Raw genomic sequence first — 19,330 nt, 5'->3', positions numbered from 1 at the left:
CTCCTTTTCCTATTCCGCATCATTTTCCTTAGGTAAACACTTGCTTAAAAAGGATTGTGTATATTCGTTGCTTTTGCACACCAAATCGGGAAAAAGTTCATTCAGTTTCAAAATCATTTCGCTCCCGACACCTTCTCCTCGAAACGAAGGGTTAACTGACAAGTGCATAACGGTATACGAGTCTTCGTCCAATGTGATCCCGACAAGACCGATAAAATCCTCACCTTTCTTCAGAAGATATAACTGCCAGTCTTCATCATTTTCGTATTGATGAACCATTTCCTGAAGTTTTTTTACAGCTTTTTCTCCCGGCATATAGGAAAGCAAGCCCATGGCAATTTTTTCATACGCCTTCTTGTATCGTAAAAGCATCATTGGAATCCCTTCTTTTCAAAAAATCCTACTATTCTTAGCTGATAACCACATCATGCTGTGAAGATTTGTAATTGCTGTCATTTCAAATCATCTACATATCGTAAAAATTATCGTACATGATTGCTGACGTTTTTTCAATGAGCGGGATAGGTTATTTATCTAACAAAGCAAAAGGGGCAATAAAGTACCAGTATACAGCTCCCCAAATTATGCCCGTTAGTACGATGAATGAAAACAACCAAATATTACGTTTTCTCATTTCACATTTTCCGATTCAATTTGTTGTAAAGGAATGTCAAGCTTAACAAGGTCTTCATATGTTTCTCTCCGGACAACCAATTGGTGTTTACCATCTTCGCAAAATACAATCGCCGGCTTGGCTAACCTGTTGTAATTGCTTGCCATTGCATATGTGTAGGCACCCGTACAGAAAATTGCTATTAAATCTCCTTCAACCGGTTCAGCAAGATAGGTATCTTCAATTAACTTGTCACCTGATTCACAACATTTCCCCGCAATTGTCACTTTATCCGAATGGGGGTCCATCATCCGATTAGCTGAGACTGCTGTGTATTTTGCACCATAGAGGGCTGGACGGATATTATCAGACATCCCTCCATCAACCGCCACATATGTCCTAAGTCCCGGAACCAGTTTTGTACTTCCGGTTGTATAAAGCGTCGTCCCCGCATCCCCTACTAACGATCGACCTGGCTCAATCCAAATTTCAGGTAATGGGTAGTTATGCTTCCGTGTCATTGACAGGACAACATTTTCCATTTCCTCCACGTAGGCAGCAGGTTGAAGAGGTTTATCTTCAGCAGTATAGCGTATGCCAAACCCCCCACCTAGGTTCAACACAGGACAGATAAATTTAAATTTCTCTCGCCATTCAACCATTTTTTCCATTAGTACTTCTGCAGCGAACCTGAATGCATCCGTTTCAAAAATTTGTGATCCAATATGACAATGCATACCGAGTACTGTCAAATAGGGGTGATTGTACAATTTTAAAAACGCATCATCTGCTTGGCCATTTTTCAAATCAAATCCAAACTTAGAATCTTCTTGTCCAGTCGTAATGTAATCGTGTGTGGATGCATGCACACCAGGAGTTACACGCAAGAGCACATTCATTTTTTCTTTACGTGATTCAGAAATTTGCTTCAACCATTCGATTTCCAAGAAATTATCAACAACGATACATCCGATTTTCTCGTCAAAAGCATACTGTAATTCGGAATAACTTTTGTTGTTTCCGTGAAAATGAATCCGTTCACGCGGAAAGTCTGCAGCAACTGCTGTATACAATTCTCCTCCAGAAACGACATCTAAAGAGAGGTCCAGTTGCTTTGCCACTTCATAAATCGCAATTGAAGAGAACGCCTTGCTTGCATAGGCAACTTGTGCCGTTATGCCCGCTTTTTTAAACGTCTCTTTAAAAGCTTTTGCTCGTTCTCTGAACAGTGCAATGTCGTACACAAGTAACGGGGTACCATATACATTTGCCAAATCGACAGTATCTACCCCACCAATCGTCAAATGTCCTAAATTATTTACAGATTGAGTACCGTAAAGATGCATATTCCATTCCTCCAAGTCATATAGATAAAACTTTATCATACCTGAAAGGTTGGAAGCAATCTTATGAAAGCCTATCCCTATTCGGCGACTTCGTGATGTAAGGCCGAGGTGCGTCGTTCGTCATTGGGTAACGTATTAATACTCGCTTCATTGCCTCCGGGAAAAATGGTACAGCTGGCCATAAATAAGGTGTTCCTAACGGCTTTAATGACGCTAAATAGTAAAACAGGACAACTATACTTAAGAAGAAGCCAGCCGCTCCAAAAAGGGCTGTACAAATTAAGATAAACAACCTAAAAATCTTTGTTGTAATACTTAATTCAAACGACGGGATTGCGAATGTGAAAATCGCGCTGACTGCCACGTACAAAATTACTTCTGCCGTAAACAATCCGACATCGATCGCAACTTGTCCAATTACGATCGCTGCAACAAGTCCCATTGCTGTCGACATAGGGGTTGGCGTATGAATAGCCGCCATTCTCAACACTTCAATCCCGACATCCGCTATGAATAATTGGAGAAAAAGAGGAACCGATCCTGGATCATTCGGACCAATGAAACTGATTGAAACTGGCAAATATTGTTGGTAGGTAGATAGTAAATACCATAATGGCAACAGAAATAAACTTAGTGATGCACCAAGTAGCCGAATCCACCTTACAAACGTTCCGATAAAAGGTGCTTGTCGGTATTCTTCAGCGTGTTGCAGGTGGTGAAAGACTGTGGTAGGGACTAGAATGACCGACGGGGACGTATCAACGATAATTGCGATGTGGCCTTCCAATAAATGCGCAGCACAAATATCAGGTCGCTCTGTAAACCGGACGAAGGGCATTGGATGAAACCTTTGTTTGAATAGGAATTCTTCTAACGATTTATCTGCCATCGTCAACCCATCCGTTTTAATTTCATCCAATCTCTCACGTATATAAGAAAGATGCTCTTCGTTAGCAGCACCTTTCATAAATGTGATCGCTACATCTGTCTTCCCGTTTAGCGAAGTCTGATGCATCTCAAATCGTAAATCCTCTGTCCTTAACCTTCTTCTAACAAGGGCAGTGTTTTGAATGATATTTTCTGTAAAACCATCTCGTGCACCGCGAATCACTTTTTCAGTATCCGGCTCTTCAGGGGATCTGCCCGGATAGCTTCGAACATCTGCTAAGAACGTATAGCCATCCGGTAGAATGAAACAAACTTGGCCGCTTAACAGATTGTTTAATAACTTTTCCTTGTCATCCACATCCGCTAATGCATGATAAGGGAAATAAGTGAGGAACGCCTCTGGATCATCACGATATTTCGTCTTATCGTTGTACGACTCTTGCATTTCTGTCAAAAGCGTCGTCAGTGTCAAACCGTCAATAAGACCATTGATATACAGAACGACGACCGGCATTCCCCATAAATGTACACTTTTCGCAGTAGCATCAAATGTTTCATTCGTACCGAACTTACTTTGAAACCATTCTTCGCCGTCTTTCATAGATGTAAATAACTTTGACATGTTTTAATCCGTCCTCACTTTACAGTCACTTTCTTCTGGTTGTGCACTCATCCATGTCTTTAACTGGGCTAAAATCTTCTTTTCTAATCGCGACACTTGCACTTGTGATATGCCAATCCGTTCCGCAATATCACTTTGTGTGTAATCTAAGTAATAACGCATATAAATAATCGTTTGATCCCTCTTACTCAGCTTAGATACAACATCGCGCAAAGGGATATGGTCAAAAAACCGCTCCGATCGATCATCTTTTAATTGATCCATCAATGTTAAGCTGTCCCCTTCACTCTCATACAATTGTTCATGAAGAGAAGCAGGATCTCGCAAAGCATCTGAAGCTAGAATGATTTCGTCGACTGTCACATCCAACACTTCTGCAATTTCTGTTACTGAAGGAGAACGGCCATGCTGTTTAATGTAATGATCTGTCGCATGACGGATTTTAAAACTCAACTCTCGAATTGAGCGACTCACTTTCACCATACCATCGTCTCTAAGGAAACGTTGGATTTCTCCGACAATCATCGGCACTGCGTAAGTTGAAAACTTAACATCGTAAGATAAATCAAACTTATCAATGGATTTCATGAGACCGATGCATCCGATTTGGAACAGATCTTCCAAGTCAGCGCCTCTAGATGCGAAACGTTGGACAATTGACCATACTAATCTTGTATTGCCTTCGACCATCATTCGTCTTGCTTCTTTGTCACCTTCCTGGGATTCTTTGATGAGTTCCCTCATCTTGTCTTGAGACAACAACGCATCTTGTCTTTCAACAGATGTATCCATCGGTCACCTCATTCTGCTTGCTTCCGTAACCGGAGAAAACGTTTTCTCAAAGCGCACAATTGTCCCACTGCCAACAGTAGATTCAACAGAAAGGTTTTCAGAGAAGCTTTCCATAATTGTAAAGCCCATTCCTGAACGTTCCATTAAAGGCTTTGTTGTAAACATTGGTTCCATTGCTTGTTCCACATCGAATATCCCTTCGCCTTTATCTTCAACTGTCATACGCACTTTTGAACCGTCTATTGTTGCGTGAATTGTGACAATACTTTCGCCGTCACAGTTATAGCCATGGATAATTGCATTTGTGACAGCTTCCGAAACAATCGTTTTGAATTCAGAAATCTCTTCAATCGTAGGATCGAGCGGTGTAATAAAACATGTCATCGCCATCCTAGCCAACGCTTCATTCTCTTCAATTGCGACAAATGATAATGTCATCTCATTTCTCATGTAAAACCCCTCCGATTTCACCAAGTACACTGTCCACCGAGCCATGTCGAATGCTTGAGCCTAAGCCGGAAAAATTAAAAATCTTCTCCATTGTGGAAGATGGATTCAAAATGATCGTCTCTCCTTTGTAGGGTGCTAAATCACGCATCCTTCCAAGAATGAGCCCAATTCCCGCGCTATCCATAAAACTGAGTTTGCTCAAATCCCATACAATTCCTTTTATTGCTCCGGTAAAAATGGATGATGATATGGTCGATCGAATCCTATTTGCCTCTAAATTGTCCAGTTCTCCCATCAATGTTACGATTACAAACCCATCAATTTGAATAATATCAGCCATGCTGAATCCCTCCTTCTTGCGGAACATTCAACATGTAATCAGCAAAATCCTTCTAGTCGACATAACTAGTCATCCAATTCTTAAAACTACGCATTTTCGACATGATTTTTGTATCGCTATCAGCTTATCCATTTTAAGGACCGTTTACACATGAAAGGATAAAACATTCTCATTAGTTGGCAAAACTAATAAGTGCATTTAGATTGTTATTTAAATGTTTGCATCAAAAAAAGCCTAGCTCCTATAAGTTTAGGAACTAGGCGTTTGTAAGATGAAGACTGGATGATTATCCAATTGTTTTTAAGATTAATGCAGGTTTAGTTTGAACTTCCTCAGTAATATGAATATGATTTTGTAACATGCTAATCGTTTTCTCTACATTTTCATTGTTTGAATGGATGATTGCTAACGGTTCACCTTCGACAACAGCATCACCTATTTTCTTAGTCAGCACAATACCTACTGCCAAGTCAATTGTATCCTCTTTCGTCGCTCTTCCAGCACCAAGCATCATCGCAGCTACACCAATATCATCCGCATCCATTTGGGAAATCGTGCCTGACTTTGGTGCAGGCACTTCAATTTGAAAGTCCGCTTGAGCTAATAGCGAAGGATCATGGATGATTTTGCTGTCACCGCCTTGCTCCTCAATCATACGACCGAACAATTCGAGTGCAGACCCATCTTGTATGACCGCTTCAAGCATCTGACGTGCTTCTTCCTCAGACTCGGCTTTGCCACCAGCAACAATCATCTTACTCCCTAGCACATAGCAAAGTTCTGTTAAATCTTCAGGCCCTTCACCTTGTAATGTATCAATTGCCTCTTTTACTTCTAAGGCGTTACCGATCGCATAACCTAGGGGTTGACTCATATCCGAAATGACTGCCATTGTATGGCGGCCTACTTGTTCACCAATTGCTACCATGGAGTTTGCTAATGCTTCTGCGTCTTCAATCGTCTTCATGAATGCTCCATCCCCTGTCTTCACATCGAGGACAATTGCATTCGCGCCTGCAGCAATTTTCTTACTCATAATGGAGCTGGCAATTAACGGGATACTATTCACTGTCGCTGTTACATCGCGTAATGCGTACAATTTCTTATCCGCTGGTGTCAGATTGCCACTTTGCCCGATAACCGCAAGCTTTAACTCGTTTACTTGTTTAACGAACTGCTCTTCTGTCAACTCAATGTGGAAACCTTCAATTGCTTCTAGTTTGTCGAGCGTACCTCCAGTATGCCCTAGGCCCCTTCCGCTCATCTTTGCGACAGGTACACCACATGCAGCAACAAGTGGCGCTAAAATGAGTGTAGTTGTATCTCCTACACCACCCGTAGAGTGTTTGTCCACTTTAATCCCATTAATTGCAGAGAGATCTATTTGGTCACCGGATTGCACCATCGCTAGTGTTAAATGACCTTGTTCTTCTGCTGTCATGCCATTGAAATAGATGGCCATTAGTAACGCACTTACTTGATAATCAGGGATTGTCTCATTCGTGTATCCATCGATAAAGAATGCAATTTCTTCTTTGGACAGCTCTTCTCCATCCCGCTTTTTCTCGATAATATCTACCATTCTAAACAAAGCAATCACACCTTCTCTTGTAATAAATGTAAGAAGCTTTCGCCATATGCAGGTTTTTTCACATCAAAATTGTCAGCAATCGTTGCTCCAATATCAGCAAACGTTTTGCGCAATGGTAATTCCCCACCTTCTTTGAACAAAGGAGAATAAATGAGTAGCGGAACGAATTCTCTTGTATGATCCGTACCTTCATGCGTCGGGTCATTTCCGTGATCTGCAGTAATAATGAGTAAGTCGTCCTCTTGCAACGCTTCCATTATTTCCGGTAATCTAGCGTCAAATTCTTGTAAGGCAACTCCATATCCGATTGGGTCTCGACGGTGTCCAAATAATGCATCGAAGTCCACGAGATTTGTAAAACTCATCCCGTTAAATTGTTGCTTCATCACATCAAGTAGTTTGTCGACCCCGTCCATATTACTCACTGTTCTCACTGACGATGTCACACCTTCACCATTAAAAATATCTGCAATTTTACCAACGGCAATGACATCTTTACCGTCATCCTTCAATTCATTCATGACGGTTCTTTCAAAAGGTTTAAGGGCATAATCATGTCGATTCGTCGTTCTTGTAAAGTTGCCAGGTTCACCAACGAATGGTCGAGCTATGATTCGACCGACTAAGTATTCAGGTTGTAATGTGATTTCGCGAGCAATCTCACAAATCCGGTATTGTTCTTCGATGGGAATAATGTCTTCGTGTGCTGCAATTTGAAGAACAGGGTCAGCGGACGTATAGACAATAATTGCTCCCGTTTTCATATGCTCTTCACCGAGTTCGTCAATAATAGCAGTCCCACTCGCCGGTTTATTGCCAATAACTTTTCGTCCCGTTCGGTTTTCTAACTCCTCCACTAACGACTGAGGAAATCCATCTGGGTAAACTTTAAACGGTTTGTCAATGTTAAGACCCATCATCTCCCAGTGGCCAGTCATCGTGTCTTTGCCGACAGAAGCTTCTTGCATTTTGCCATATAAGCCTATCGGATTCGTTTCAATGTTAATCCCTTTTATTTCTTTTATGTTTGATAGCCCTAAACGACCTGCGTTCGGCATATGTAACCCATCCATTTTTTCAGCAATGTGGCCGAGCGTATCTGCACCTTTATCCCCAAACAAATGGGCATCAGGAGCTTCGCCGATACCTACAGAATCTAGTACAATTAAATGAACACGGTTGAATTGTTTTTTTTCCATTTTAAATACCTCCTGATTTTTTCAATGACCTCTACACAATCATGCGCGAGGATGAAATTTCACATACACATCTTTTAGTCTCGTCTTGCTTACATGTGTATAAATTTGCGTTGTTGAGATATCTGCATGCCCAAGCATCTCTTGTACAGCTCGTATGTCCGCCCCATTTTCAATGAGGTGTGTCGCAAATGAATGACGCAATATATGCGGCGTCAGTTCTTGTTGTATACCCGCTTTTGCAGCATGTCCTTTAAGGATTTTCCAGCATCCTTGTCTTGTCAATCTCGTTCCTCGCATATTTACGAAATAAGCATCCGAATTTTTAGCTTTAGCGATCAATTGGGGTCGAACTTCATTTACATATATTGTACACGCTTTGATCGCACTCCCGCCAAGTGGGACAATCCGCTCTTTCCGTCCTTTACCGAACACACGTACAAACCCCATTGATAGATGAATATCTTCAAGGTTCAAATCAATTAATTCACTAACACGCATTCCTGTACCATATAACATCTCCAACAAAGCAAGGTCTCTTTTCCCTTGTGGCTTACTTGTGTCCGGCATGGAAATCAGCTTGTCTATTTCAGAGACAGACAGCATATTTGGTAGCTTTTGATCGAGTTTTGGCATCTCTAAATGTACTGTCGGATCTTCTGTTGCCACTTTTTCTCTCAATAGAAATTGATGAAATGAACGAATGGAAGAAATATGACGAGCAATTGTTCTTGAAGATTTCCCTACATCTTTTAAATGTTGTAAAAAGAGTATGATACTTGGGCGGTCAATACTATCGATTGAAGTGACACCGTTTCTTTCCAATGAATCCATATAGTCTGTTAAATCTCTCTTGTAAGAAGTGATTGTATTTTCAGTTAGTTGACGTTCTACTTTGAGAAAATGAATATAATCCTCTAAAGCGTATCTCCCATCCTTCATAGCAAACAGGTATTGGTCAGCATACCTTTCCACCCTTTCATGTACAAATGACAAAAGGGACAGCAACAGGCCATCCCTCACTTCACTTTTTGTTGTCATTCCCACTGGTTTTGCAACTTTGACAAATCCCATGAAAAGTTAACCAGTGATCTTTAATATTGAAGCCATAGCGACTTTCGACAATTTTTTCGACATCACCAAGAAGGTCTTCTTGTATTTCCGCAACCTTCCCACACTCTATACAAATGAGGTGATGATGAAAACGCGATGCACCTTCCTGACGAAGATCGTAACGTGAAACGCCATCGCCAAAATTGATTTTATCTACAATTTTCAGCTCTGTTAATAATTCTAACGTACGATACACTGTCGCAAGTCCGATTTCAGGCGCTTTCTCTTTAACGAGTAAAAACACATCTTCAGCACTTAAATGATCTTCTTCGTTTTCAAGTAGAACCATGACCGTAGCTTCACGCTGAGGCGTCAACTTATAGCTGGCCCCGTGCAGTTGCTTCTTAATCCGTTCAATCCGGCTCTCCATATGACGCCCCCCTCAACACACTACAGACATTATAGCAAAAGGGTCATCAATGTGACAACAGAAAGGAAACATTTGACGTGTATGTCACTTAGCGTACAAAGAAATGATAGATTGTCATCTCTATAAGTATAATGACTAAATAGACACCGACAATGACCGGAATTGCTTGTACATTTCGCTGTTTCTTAGCAATCCGTTGAAAATAAGGCGGGCTTAATACAATACAATAGAGCAAAAACATCATACAAATAAGCATCTGGAATGGAAACCACCAAATTGTATAAGTGACCAGTTTCATACCAGAGGCAAGTAAATAAGAGGAAGACAAACCGAACAACACACATTTCATCGCCCCGATCAATAAAACAACGTAGCGCGACTTTGCATTCATGGACAAAAGAAAGACGACTAGTAGAAATCCAACTAACGTAAATAGAGGTCTTGCCAAAGCTCCATCTGCTAACGCTACAACTCGAGGATCAAAAAATCCAATTAGTTTTTCTGATGCTGATACCGGTACTTCACGAAACAATAATGCTCCACCGATATATCCGACTGCTAGTATGATAAATAGATGAATAAAAGATAAAGAACGGACCATAGGCTTCACCTCCGCATCGTTTATACAACGTATGCTTGTCCGTTCTAAAATAGTTCACTGTTTTAAAAGATTTTTTGCGAAAAGTACAGCAAATGCCGTCTTGGCGTCGTAGATACGCTCATCAACTAGCATTTGTTCTGCTTCTTCTATTGTACATTCGATCAAATGAATAAATTCATCCTCATCTCCCTCGGCAGGTTTTTCAACCTTCTCCAACCCTCGCGCAATATATAGATGAATGATTTCATTAGCAAAACCCGGAGATGTGGCAAATGACTGTAAATAGGTGAACTGGTCAGATCGATACCCTGTCTCTTCTTCCAACTCACGTATTGCCGTAATCTCCTTCGATTCCCCAGGCTCTATTTTGCCAGCAGGTATTTCAACGAGTGAACGATTTAGTGCTTTCCGATACTGCTCTACAAACACAATTTTACCGTCATTCGTTATCGGAAGTATGGCAACTGCCCCTGGATGATCGACCAGCTCTCTCTTCGCCCATTTCCCATCCGGCAACTCCACTTCTTCAACACGAAGAGAAATCACCTTTCCTTCATATAAAGTAGTTGACGTTAACGTCTTCTCCTCAAATCTATCCATAACAACCCCTCCAAAACAAGCAAGAATCTTTTACTTCTAACAAACACATTGTACCATGTAACAAAAGCGGAGGGTGGTGTTTAGCGGGGACAGGCGCTGTAGAGAAAGAGGAAAAGGCGCTCTTTGCCTTTACCTCTTTCTTGAAGCGTCCCGAGCCGCTGCCACCCGCAGCTGGATGAAACAAAAGCGGAGGTGTTCATATGAAGAAAAGAGAATTAGGAAAAAGCGGAATCTATGTGTCCGAGTTAAGCTTAGGGTGCATGTCGCTACCTCATGATGAGCTAGAAGGAAAAAATATCATTGATGCTGCAATTCATGCCGGTATTAATTTTTTCGACACTGCCGATTTATATAGTAATAGCAGAAACGAGTCGGTTGTCGGCACAGCATTAAAAGGTCGAAGGGACAAGATTATTCTTTCGACAAAAGTAGGAAATCGAAGAATCCCCGGTGAGGAAGGTTGGCGGTGGGATCCATCAAAGTCTTACATTATGGAAGCAGTAAAAGACAGCCTCTTGCGTTTAGGAACGGATTACATTGATTTGTATCAATTGCATGGTGGGACAATGGAAGATGAGGTCGATGAAACAATTGACGCTTTTGAAACGTTGAAAAAGGAAGGGATCATCAGACAATACGGGATTTCTTCCATTCGTCCAACGGTCATTCAGCGTTTCTTATCCGATAGCTCTGCAGTCGCTGTCATGATGCAATACAGTATCCTTGATCGGCGTCCAGAAGAATACTTTTCACTTATAGCAAACTACGGTGCTTCCCTTCTTACACGTGGCACACTTGCAAAAGGATTATTGACTACCGAAGGACTGCAGCGCCTAAACGAAACAAAAGGTTTTGGAGCGTACGAGCTAGAAGCATTAAAAGAAACGGTTACCGCTATCCATTCCTTAACCGATGATATACACACAGCGGCCATCAAGTTTAACTTAGCACAACCGATTGTTGCTTCTACAGTAATTGGTGCAAGTACAACTGAACAATTGCTTGATTCCATAAACGCCTATGACAAGGAAATTGACCAGTACACATACAAATCCATTGAATCTTTACTAAAAGTTCATCAGTATGATCAGCATCGTTTGAACTGACATGCAATCTCTTCGTAACAAAATTGTAATGATTAGAGTATCGCTTAAAGGGTATCTAACTACTAAGCAAGAATAAAAATTACAAATTTTGGAGGAGATTTTAATGAAATTACTTACAGAGGATAAAAAATGGTTGAAACTTGGAGCAGCAGCATTTCTATCTGTCGGATTACTTGCAGCTTGTGGAGATGGCGAAGATGATACGGATGTAGATGTAAATACACCACCAGCAGATGGCGAAGTAGATGATGGTTCAGACACAGATGTTAATTTAGATATGGAAGATGGTACTGACTCAGAAACGGATACTGACACTGGAACGGATACTGAAACAGATACTGATTCAGAGACTGATGATAGTAAATAATGTACAAGCAGTTCATAAAAGAGAACTAATTAAGAAAACGAGTGATGACATGGTACATGGCATCACTCGGTTTTTATACATTCTATAAAAAGTTGAACGAATGACTTACACTTCTTGCTCTGTTAATTGTACCGCTTCTTTCCGTTTCTTAGAAGGCAGCATATTAAAAATAATATTCAATGCAATTGCCGTTAAGCTTCCTGCAACAATTCCATTACTCGTTAGAATTTGAAAGTTTACAGGCAAATTTGCAAAAATATCTGGTACAACGGAAACACCTAATCCTAAACCGATAGAACAAGCAATAATCATTGCGTTTTCTTGAGATTCCACGACTACTTTACTCAACATTTTTATCCCTTGCGCTACAACCATTCCAAACATCGCTACCATCGCTCCACCGAGAACTGAAGTAGGAATGACTGTCGCTAATGCCGCAACTTTCGGCATGAATCCAAGTGCGATTAACATAATAGCAGTTACTAAAATAACTTTACGTGATTTCACACCAGACATTTGAGTAAGTCCAACGTTTTGAGAAAATGTCGTATAGGGAAATGCATTAAAAAGCCCACCGATGAAAGATGCAAGCCCTTCAGAGCGGTACCCTCTCTCCAAGTCCTTCTTTTTAATGTCCTTATCACAAATATCTCCTAAGGCAAAATAAACACCTGTCGATTCGACGAGCGATACCATTGCCACCAGCGTCATCGTCAATATTGGATAAAAATGAAATGTCGGTGTACCTAGATAGAATGGTGTAACCATATGAAGCGTAGAAGCTTCATGCACAGCACTAAAATCGACGACGCCTAACACGATTGCAGTGATTGTTCCTGCTGCCATGCCTAGCAAGATTGAGATCGAGCGAATAAACCCATCTGAAAACCTGTACAACAAGATAATACAGAGCAGCGTGCCGAATCCTAGCAAAATATTTGTGTTAGACCCAAAATCTGCTGCGCCTTGACCGCCACCCATATTTGTCAATGCGACCGGTATTAATGTAATCCCAATGATTGTCACGACAGAACCTGTAACGACAGGTGGAAAGAACTTAATGAGCTTTCCAAAAAATGTACTGATTATTACGATGATTATCCCTGATGCAATAACTGCACCGTAAATGGCAGATATCCCAAACTTATCACCAATGGAGATCATTGGCCCTACCGCTGTAAACGTACAACCGAGAACTACCGGTAAACCAATACCAAAAAATCGATTACGCATGATTTGTAAAATTGTTGCAACCCCACACATTAAAATGTCAATTGATACGAGATATGTTAACTGCGTTGGAGTTAAACCAATTGCCTGCCCTACGATTAAAGGGACTAAAACAGCTCCAGCATACATTGCAAGTAAGTGTTGGAAACCTAAGACGACGGTTTTCATTCGTTAGACTCTCCGTTAGCAAATGTCACTTTCCCATCTTCTAGTGATTGGATTATTGCTAGAGACTCAACACGAATTCCTTTTTCACGAATCATTGCGCCACCTGGCTGGAACCCTTTTTCTATGACAATCCCTACACCGACTAACTCTGCTTCAGCTTGTTCTATTATATCTAGAAGACCTAACACTGCTTGTCCGTTCGCAAGAAAGTCATCCATTAACAATACTTTGTCACCTTTTTGAAGGAAATCCTTTGAAACTGATATTTCATTTGTCTCCTTTTTTGTAAAGGAATGAACACTGGATGTAAACAGATGATCACTCATTGTAAGGGACTTCTTTTTTCTAGCAAAAACAACCGGAGTTCCTAATATCAAACCCGTCATCATTGCAGGAGCAATTCCTGAAGATTCAATTGTAAGGATTTTTGTAATACCATCTTCTTTAAACCGTGCAGCAAATTCCTCTCCGATTGCCTGCATTAACGGGGGATCTATTTGATGATTTAAGAAAGCATCCACTTTTAACACATCATTTGATAAAACTTTTCCATCTTGTATAATTTTTTCATGTAATTCCTTCACTGTTACTCCTCCTCTGTTTTCATACATTAAAAACAAAAATAAAAAATCCTCAACAACTTGCATCCAGTCAATTATGAGCGGAGCAATGTCATTCAGGATTAAAACAACGAATGATGAAGTGAAGAATCACTTGCTAGGGCAAGTATTCCACTTTCTTTGCTTCTCATAGTCAACCTGTTTACGGTAGGTCGGTAGATACTTGCAAGCCATATCCTTGCGATTATATGAGTATATTGAGTTGATTAGGTACTCATTATATCACGGTTTCGACAGGTTACAACATTTTTTTCAAAAGAAAAATAGTGACGGAATTTTCTTAGTCATCCACTTCTTTATCCTTTATATTTCAAACCGATGACATCTATTTCAAGGCAATTAATTTACGTAAATAACTGTTTATAAATGGATTCGAGTGGATATAGAAAGAATGAAACAATTTTATTTATATAGAAAGGAGATTGCTTGTTATGGTAAATACATCTAACACGAACGAACGTAAAAAAATGTCTTTAGCTGAAGCAGGTCGCAAAGGAGGTCAAGCAACAGCCAAAAAACATGATCGCACCTTTTATGAAAATATTGGTCGTAAAGGTGGAGAAGCGACTGCAAGAAAGCATGATAGTGGTTTTTACGAAAAAATTGGTCGCAAAGGCGGCGAAGCAACTGCCAAAAACCACGATAAAAACTTCTATGAAGAAATCGGCCGCAAAGGCGGAGAGGCTCGAGCCCAACAAAGAAACAACGACTGACGACCTCGTTGTAAGGATGATGAATACAAGTTAACAGTCGATATTTATAAAGCGGAGTGAATCTAACTTCACTCCGCTTTTATCTTTCGTATTTAGTTCGTAAACGCAACTGCAATTTGTGCGCCAATGACAGCATTATGTTTGACGAGCGCAATATTAGCATCCAAACTTTTGCCTTCTGTCATCTCTTTTACTTTTCCTAACATGAATGGCGTAACATCTTTTCCTGCGATTTTTAGTTCGTTTGCTTCTTTTAATGCATTTTGAATAATTGCATCAATAAATTCTTTTTGCAATGCATCCTTCTCAGGAATCGGGTTTGCAATAACAGCTCCACCACGAAGACCTAGGTCCCACTTCACACGAAGCATCTCAGCAATCGTTTCAGGATTATCCGCTTTGAAGTTGACGCCGAACTCACTCTCGCGCGTATAGAAAGCAGGTAGTACGTCCGTGCCATATCCAACGACTGGAACACCTTTTGTTTCTAAATATTCCAAAGTTAAGCCGATATCGAGAATAGATTTAGCACCTGCACAAATGACAGCGACATCCGTTTGTGCTAACTCTTCCAAATCCGCTGAAATATCCATTGTTGTTTCTGCCCCACGGTGGACACCACCGATTCCGCCCGTCACAAAAATACGGATACCAGCTAAGTCAGCACAAATCATAGTAGCCGCAACTGTTGTGGCTCCTAGTTGTTTCGTCGCGAGCAAATAACCTAAGTCTCTTCTCGAAGCTTTGGCAACCCCTTGACTATTCCCGAACATCTCTAATTCGTCATCTGACAAACCGATTTTAATCTCACCATCAATGAGGGCAATCGTTGCAGGTACTGCACCGTTGTCACGGATGATTTGCTCTACTTCCCTTGCAGTCTTTACATTTTGCGGGTAAGGCATACCGTGTGAAATAATCGTCGATTCCAATGCAACAATCGGCTTCCCTGTCGCCATAGCTTCTTGTACTTCTGCTGAATAAGATAGATAGTTTTTCATTTGTACTCCTCCAAGTCTGTTAGTAACTGCTGTTTTGTTAAGTCGGGTCTAACGGTAGTTGGGCATTCAAGTGTTTTTGATGCATTTATTAAACCCATTTGTACACTTTCTTCTAAAGTAGATTCAGTCAAATAGCCATGAATGAGACCAGATACAAATGCATCTCCTGCTCCAGTCACATCTTCTATCTGACTGCTTTCAAACGCTTTGTAATAAACCGGCTCGTCATTTATTGACCCTGCCATAACTCCTGATGAACCGCGTGTTACGACTACATTTTCTGCACCGTATTCAAGCAACTTAATGACAACGTTCCGCCAATCAGTATCACTTTGGATCGTTAAGCCTGTATACGCTTCAGCTTCATCTTTATTGCAAATGAACCAAGTTACACCCGTTAAATCTTCGGGCATACGATTCATCTTTGGCGAAGATACAGGTACGATTGTCAATGGAATCTGATTCATCTGTGCAATGTTCTTCACTGCTTTTACTGTGTCTTTTGGACAATTCAAATCAATGACGAGCATCGAAGCATTCGCAAATAACTTCATTTTGCTTTCTATATACTCGGGTGTTAGTTGGTCGTAAACGACCATATTCGCCATCGCAATAACAAGTTCGCCTTCAGGATCGATGACAGCAGAATAGGAACCGGTAGAATGGCCATAGAGTAGGCCAACATCTGTTACATCCATAAAATTTCCACACTCTTGCATAATTTTTTCCCAATCATTATCATTACCTGCTACAGATAATAAACGAACTCGATGATCGAGACGACCTAGATTTTCTGCAACATTCCGAGCAACCCCTCCGACTGACACGGTCATAGAAGCAGGGTTGGATGTCCCAAGTTGTGTCTGTCCGTCTAAATGGAATTTACGGTCAATATTCGCCCCCCCGATGCAAATCACTTCTTTTTCATCCGCAAGCACATAAGCTCTTCCGAAAATCTTACCTTTTCTTGTCAAAGAAGAAATGATATTGGCGATAGTCGGACGCGGAATTTGAAGGATATCAGCCATCTCTTGTTGTGTTACATATGGATTTTTACGAATTAGATCGAGCACAGCAAGCTCTTTTTCATTCAATGCCATCACCCTTTAAACATTTGTTTGTAGTATAAACTTTTGTTACAAGAAAAGCAAGTATATTATTTACACGTCCACACCGAACGTCTCCTCTACACGATAATCCGCTAAATCGATAGCCAATTCTTCACCTAAGACGATTTGACTTAACTGTTTGCCGAGATAAGGGCCAACCGTTAAACCTGATGCACCTAACCCATTGGCAAACAAGATATTATCGTGCTTCGGTACATATCCGATAACCGGTAGGAAGCCTGGCGTGTAGGGTCTGTAGCCTACACGAACTTCTTCGAAAAATGCATCTCCTATTCCAGGTGCAATCGCTAGCGCTTTATCCATTATTTCATGCATCCCTGAAATTGTCGGACGAACTGAAAAATCGATTGCTTCTTCATGTGTCGATCCGACGACAATCTTACCTCCTTCAAAGGTGAGCATGTATTGATTGTTCGGTGGCATAACAACTGGCCAATTGTTTGTATCAGTTTGTTCTAGCCTCACATGAGCAATTTGTGCCTTTTGGCTTGTCACTTGGAGATTGAAGCCTAAAGGTGCTAAGAAAGTTGAAGCCCAAGCACCTGTCGCAACAATAATGGTTGAAGCTTCAAGACGTTCACCATTTACAAGTACTCCAACTGCCCTTCCGTCTTTCAGTATTACGTCTGCATGTCCTTTAACAAAGTGCGCACCGTGTTTCTGCGCGCCTTTTAACAATGCAAGTCGCAGTGCTCGTCCATCCACACGCGCTGCACCTTCCACATGAACAGATGCAAATGTGTTTGCCAACGGTGGGAACAACTGATTTGTCTCCTCTTTTGTCAATTGGTGAATCGCTCCAATTTCGGGCGCTGCAACCTTGCGATTTCGTGCTCGTTTTTCCATTTTTTCCAGCTTATCCGTATCCGTATTTATACTCAATGCCCCAACTTTTCGGTAGCCCGTTTCAGTTTCACCATCTTCAGTCAATTGCGCAATCAACTCTCCATAATAAGCAGCTCCAGCTTTTGCAAGTGTATACCATGCTTTATTTCTTCGTTGGGATAACCAAGGACAAATGATTCCTGCCGCTGCATCAGTTGCTTGACCTTCATCCTCTCGATCAATTATACGTACGTCCACACCAGCTCTTGCTAAATGATAAGCAGTAGATGCGCCTAAAATACCGCCACCGATAACTAAAACTTCCTTCAATTTAAACACCTAATTCCTATTGTTTTCATCTATTGTACAAGGCATACGTTTCACAAACAAACGCTATCCATGAAAACGTTTTCAAAATGGTAATAATAATGAAATAATTTTATGTCTTTCTTTTTTCTAAAAAAGCAGTATAATTATTCTATTCGATAATATCGTTATACCGATTATTAACTAAGGAGATTTGATCAGTATGAAAAGCTTACCCATCCAGATTAAACTTACAGACAACCGAAAAGAAAAACCGAATCCTGAAACCCTCATCTTTGGTAGAAATTTCACTGATCATATGTTTGTCGCTGACTATGACGAAGGAAAAGGCTGGCATAGCCATCGCATAGTGCCGTATGCTCCCGTTTCCCTAGATCCAGCTTCAATCGTTTTCCACTATGGTCAAACAGTATTTGAAGGTTTAAAAGCGTACAAATCCCCAAATGGGACTGTCCGTTTATTCCGTCCGGAAGAGAACATGAAACGCATGAATCTGTCGTTGGATCGTTTATGCATGCCTCGAATTGACGAAGACTTGGCATTGAATGCATTAACACAACTTATCCAAATTGAGAAAGATTGGATTCCAACAGTAGAAGGAACCTCTTTGTATATCCGGCCATTCGTCATTGCAAACGAAGCTTTCCTTGGTGTTTCCCCCGCTAAGAAATACCAGTTCTACATTATCCTATCTCCAGTGGGCTCTTACTATAAGGAAGGGATACATCCTGTGAAAATCTTAGTTGAAAATGAATTTGTCAGAGCCGTTAAAGGGGGAACAGGCGGAGCAAAAACAGCTGGAAATTATGCAGCTGGTTTGAAAGCGCAAGAAGTTGCCGATCAAAAAGGCTACGCTCAAGTACTATGGTTAGATGGCGTTGAGAAGAAATATGTTGAAGAAGTCGGTAGCATGAACATTTTCTTTAAGATCAACGGTGAAGTCGTAACACCTGCGATTAACGGAAGTATTCTGGAAGGCATTACGCGAAAGTCGATTTTACACCTTCTCCGCCATTGGAACATCCCAGTTGCTGAAAGGCAAATTTCCATGGATGAAATACGAGATGCGTATGATAACGGCACATTGGAAGAAGTGTTTGGTACCGGTACGGCAGCTGTCATATCACCAGTCGGCGAGCTGAATTGGGATGGTTATAAAATGGTCGTCAATCACAATGAAACAGGTCCATTAGCTCGACAACTGTTTAATACGCTGACAAATATCCAGACAGGCAATGAAGAAGATCCGTTTGGATGGATACTTCAACTGAATAACGAATTAGCCAAACTTGCTTAAAACAAACAACATCGAAAAGCATGA

General features: G+C 40.9%; 21 protein-coding genes and 1 riboswitch. Of the genes, 4 read left to right on the top strand and 17 right to left on the bottom strand.

Annotated features, from left to right (window positions below):
• Positions 1-9: 9 nt before the first annotated feature.
• The 12 genes from ACVHUV_RS11945 to ACVHUV_RS11890 form a co-directional block, all read right to left on the bottom strand.
• Positions 10-375: a GNAT family N-acetyltransferase gene (locus ACVHUV_RS11945; RefSeq protein WP_371389976.1), complete on the bottom strand. Its 366-nt coding sequence runs from the start codon at positions 373-375 to the stop codon at positions 10-12.
• A gap of 255 nt (positions 376-630) precedes the next feature.
• The gene (gene lysA, locus ACVHUV_RS11940) at positions 631-1,959 is read right to left on the bottom strand and encodes a diaminopimelate decarboxylase (RefSeq protein WP_483316075.1); all 1,329 of its coding nucleotides are present in this window, start codon (positions 1,957-1,959) and stop codon (positions 631-633) included.
• A 61-nt stretch (positions 1,960-2,020) separates the two neighbouring features.
• A complete protein-coding gene (locus ACVHUV_RS11935) occupies positions 2,021-3,469 on the bottom strand; it encodes a spore germination protein (RefSeq protein ID WP_371389974.1) in 1,449 nt (482 codons plus the stop codon).
• 3 nt (positions 3,470-3,472) lie between these two features.
• Positions 3,473-4,261: a SigF/SigG family RNA polymerase sporulation sigma factor gene (locus tag ACVHUV_RS11930; RefSeq protein WP_317941556.1), complete on the bottom strand. Its 789-nt coding sequence runs from the start codon at positions 4,259-4,261 to the stop codon at positions 3,473-3,475.
• Positions 4,262-4,264: 3 nt separating this feature from the next.
• Positions 4,265-4,711 carry an anti-sigma F factor gene (gene spoIIAB / locus ACVHUV_RS11925; RefSeq protein ID WP_317941557.1) on the bottom strand — a complete coding sequence of 149 codons (447 nt, stop codon included), beginning with the start codon at positions 4,709-4,711 and terminating at the stop codon, positions 4,265-4,267.
• A complete protein-coding gene (locus ACVHUV_RS11920; RefSeq protein WP_462084714.1) occupies positions 4,701-5,051 on the bottom strand; it encodes an anti-sigma factor antagonist in 351 nt (116 codons plus the stop codon). The genes spoIIAB and ACVHUV_RS11920 overlap by 11 nt, the downstream gene beginning before the upstream one ends.
• Positions 5,052-5,337: 286 nt before the next feature.
• On the bottom strand, positions 5,338-6,633 hold the full coding sequence (locus ACVHUV_RS11915; RefSeq protein ID WP_462086905.1) for a pyrimidine-nucleoside phosphorylase: 1,296 nt from the start codon (positions 6,631-6,633) through the stop codon (positions 5,338-5,340).
• Between the two features lie 14 nt (positions 6,634-6,647).
• Positions 6,648-7,841, bottom strand: a complete 1,194-nt coding sequence (gene deoB / locus ACVHUV_RS11910; protein WP_462084713.1) for a phosphopentomutase — start codon at positions 7,839-7,841, stop codon at positions 6,648-6,650.
• Positions 7,842-7,880: 39 nt separating this feature from the next.
• Positions 7,881-8,780 carry a site-specific tyrosine recombinase XerD gene (xerD, locus tag ACVHUV_RS11905; RefSeq protein ID WP_462086904.1) on the bottom strand — a complete coding sequence of 300 codons (900 nt, stop codon included), beginning with the start codon at positions 8,778-8,780 and terminating at the stop codon, positions 7,881-7,883.
• A gap of 82 nt (positions 8,781-8,862) precedes the next feature.
• Positions 8,863-9,321, bottom strand: coding sequence for a ferric iron uptake transcriptional regulator (fur, locus tag ACVHUV_RS11900; protein WP_317941560.1), 459 nt, complete (start codon positions 9,319-9,321; stop codon positions 8,863-8,865).
• A gap of 88 nt (positions 9,322-9,409) precedes the next feature.
• Positions 9,410-9,922 (bottom strand): hypothetical protein, encoded by a 513-nt coding sequence (locus ACVHUV_RS11895; protein ID WP_462084712.1) that lies wholly within the window; start codon positions 9,920-9,922, stop codon positions 9,410-9,412.
• A gap of 54 nt (positions 9,923-9,976) precedes the next feature.
• Positions 9,977-10,522: an NUDIX hydrolase gene (locus tag ACVHUV_RS11890; RefSeq protein WP_317941562.1), complete on the bottom strand. Its 546-nt coding sequence runs from the start codon at positions 10,520-10,522 to the stop codon at positions 9,977-9,979.
• Positions 10,523-10,722: 200 nt separating this feature from the next.
• On the opposite strand from ACVHUV_RS11890, the gene ACVHUV_RS11885 reads away from it, so the two are divergent.
• Positions 10,723-11,628 carry an aldo/keto reductase gene (locus ACVHUV_RS11885; protein WP_462084711.1) on the top strand — a complete coding sequence of 302 codons (906 nt, stop codon included), beginning with the start codon at positions 10,723-10,725 and terminating at the stop codon, positions 11,626-11,628.
• A 103-nt stretch (positions 11,629-11,731) separates the two neighbouring features.
• Positions 11,732-11,995, top strand: coding sequence for a hypothetical protein (locus ACVHUV_RS11880; protein ID WP_317941564.1), 264 nt, complete (start codon positions 11,732-11,734; stop codon positions 11,993-11,995).
• Positions 11,996-12,100: 105 nt separating this feature from the next.
• Here the strand turns inward: ACVHUV_RS11880 and ACVHUV_RS11875 are convergent, their stop codons facing one another.
• Both ACVHUV_RS11875 and ACVHUV_RS11870 read right to left on the bottom strand, forming a co-directional pair.
• Positions 12,101-13,393: a nucleobase:cation symporter-2 family protein gene (locus ACVHUV_RS11875; protein WP_462084710.1), complete on the bottom strand. Its 1,293-nt coding sequence runs from the start codon at positions 13,391-13,393 to the stop codon at positions 12,101-12,103.
• On the bottom strand, positions 13,390-13,977 hold the full coding sequence (locus ACVHUV_RS11870) for a xanthine phosphoribosyltransferase (RefSeq protein WP_462084709.1): 588 nt from the start codon (positions 13,975-13,977) through the stop codon (positions 13,390-13,392). The genes ACVHUV_RS11875 and ACVHUV_RS11870 overlap by 4 nt, the downstream gene beginning before the upstream one ends.
• A gap of 146 nt (positions 13,978-14,123) precedes the next feature.
• Positions 14,124-14,225, bottom strand: a riboswitch (purine riboswitch).
• A gap of 219 nt (positions 14,226-14,444) precedes the next feature.
• On the opposite strand from ACVHUV_RS11870, the gene ACVHUV_RS11865 reads away from it, so the two are divergent.
• A complete protein-coding gene (locus ACVHUV_RS11865) occupies positions 14,445-14,726 on the top strand; it encodes a general stress protein (protein WP_317941567.1) in 282 nt (93 codons plus the stop codon).
• Positions 14,727-14,818: 92 nt separating this feature from the next.
• On the opposite strand, the gene ACVHUV_RS11860 is transcribed toward ACVHUV_RS11865, so the two are convergent.
• The 3 genes from ACVHUV_RS11860 to ACVHUV_RS11850 form a co-directional block, all read right to left on the bottom strand.
• Positions 14,819-15,727 (bottom strand): pseudouridine-5'-phosphate glycosidase, encoded by a 909-nt coding sequence (locus ACVHUV_RS11860; protein WP_317941568.1) that lies wholly within the window; start codon positions 15,725-15,727, stop codon positions 14,819-14,821.
• Positions 15,724-16,821 carry a carbohydrate kinase family protein gene (locus ACVHUV_RS11855; RefSeq protein WP_462084708.1) on the bottom strand — a complete coding sequence of 366 codons (1,098 nt, stop codon included), beginning with the start codon at positions 16,819-16,821 and terminating at the stop codon, positions 15,724-15,726. The genes ACVHUV_RS11860 and ACVHUV_RS11855 overlap by 4 nt, the downstream gene beginning before the upstream one ends.
• Before the next feature lie 66 nt (positions 16,822-16,887).
• The gene (locus ACVHUV_RS11850; RefSeq protein WP_462084707.1) at positions 16,888-18,021 is read right to left on the bottom strand and encodes an NAD(P)/FAD-dependent oxidoreductase; all 1,134 of its coding nucleotides are present in this window, start codon (positions 18,019-18,021) and stop codon (positions 16,888-16,890) included.
• A 190-nt stretch (positions 18,022-18,211) separates the two neighbouring features.
• On the opposite strand from ACVHUV_RS11850, the gene ACVHUV_RS11845 reads away from it, so the two are divergent.
• The gene (locus ACVHUV_RS11845; protein ID WP_317941571.1) at positions 18,212-19,306 is read left to right on the top strand and encodes a branched-chain amino acid aminotransferase; all 1,095 of its coding nucleotides are present in this window, start codon (positions 18,212-18,214) and stop codon (positions 19,304-19,306) included.
• The last annotated feature ends 24 nt before the right edge of the window (positions 19,307-19,330 follow it).

The organism is Sporosarcina saromensis, assembly GCF_054901285.1.
The sequence above is the reverse complement of the archived record's forward strand: the minus strand, read 5'-3'. Positions and strand labels throughout refer to the sequence as shown.

Excerpts from the sequence above, each read along its gene's own strand:
- ACVHUV_RS11945 (WP_371389976.1), bottom strand. The coding sequence starts at position 375 with ATGATGCTTTTACGATACAAGAAGGCGTATGAAAAAATTGCCATGGGC.
- lysA (WP_483316075.1), bottom strand. The coding sequence starts at position 1,959 with ATGCATCTTTACGGTACTCAATCTGTAAATAATTTAGGACATTTGACG.
- ACVHUV_RS11935 (WP_371389974.1), bottom strand. The coding sequence starts at position 3,469 with ATGTCAAAGTTATTTACATCTATGAAAGACGGCGAAGAATGGTTTCAA.
- ACVHUV_RS11930 (WP_317941556.1), bottom strand. The coding sequence starts at position 4,261 with ATGGATACATCTGTTGAAAGACAAGATGCGTTGTTGTCTCAAGACAAG.
- spoIIAB (WP_317941557.1), bottom strand. The coding sequence starts at position 4,711 with ATGAGAAATGAGATGACATTATCATTTGTCGCAATTGAAGAGAATGAA.
- ACVHUV_RS11920 (WP_462084714.1), bottom strand. The coding sequence starts at position 5,051 with ATGGCTGATATTATTCAAATTGATGGGTTTGTAATCGTAACATTGATG.
- ACVHUV_RS11915 (WP_462086905.1), bottom strand. The coding sequence starts at position 6,633 with ATGGTAGATATTATCGAGAAAAAGCGGGATGGAGAAGAGCTGTCCAAA.
- deoB (WP_462084713.1), bottom strand. The coding sequence starts at position 7,841 with ATGGAAAAAAAACAATTCAACCGTGTTCATTTAATTGTACTAGATTCT.
- xerD (WP_462086904.1), bottom strand. The coding sequence starts at position 8,780 with ATGAAGGATGGGAGATACGCTTTAGAGGATTATATTCATTTTCTCAAA.
- fur (WP_317941560.1), bottom strand. The coding sequence starts at position 9,321 with ATGGAGAGCCGGATTGAACGGATTAAGAAGCAACTGCACGGGGCCAGC.
- ACVHUV_RS11895 (WP_462084712.1), bottom strand. The coding sequence starts at position 9,922 with ATGGTCCGTTCTTTATCTTTTATTCATCTATTTATCATACTAGCAGTC.
- ACVHUV_RS11890 (WP_317941562.1), bottom strand. The coding sequence starts at position 10,522 with ATGGATAGATTTGAGGAGAAGACGTTAACGTCAACTACTTTATATGAA.
- ACVHUV_RS11885 (WP_462084711.1), top strand. The coding sequence starts at position 10,723 with ATGAAGAAAAGAGAATTAGGAAAAAGCGGAATCTATGTGTCCGAGTTA.
- ACVHUV_RS11880 (WP_317941564.1), top strand. The coding sequence starts at position 11,732 with ATGAAATTACTTACAGAGGATAAAAAATGGTTGAAACTTGGAGCAGCA.
- ACVHUV_RS11875 (WP_462084710.1), bottom strand. The coding sequence starts at position 13,393 with ATGAAAACCGTCGTCTTAGGTTTCCAACACTTACTTGCAATGTATGCT.
- ACVHUV_RS11865 (WP_317941567.1), top strand. The coding sequence starts at position 14,445 with ATGGTAAATACATCTAACACGAACGAACGTAAAAAAATGTCTTTAGCT.
- ACVHUV_RS11860 (WP_317941568.1), bottom strand. The coding sequence starts at position 15,727 with ATGAAAAACTATCTATCTTATTCAGCAGAAGTACAAGAAGCTATGGCG.
- ACVHUV_RS11845 (WP_317941571.1), top strand. The coding sequence starts at position 18,212 with ATGAAAAGCTTACCCATCCAGATTAAACTTACAGACAACCGAAAAGAA.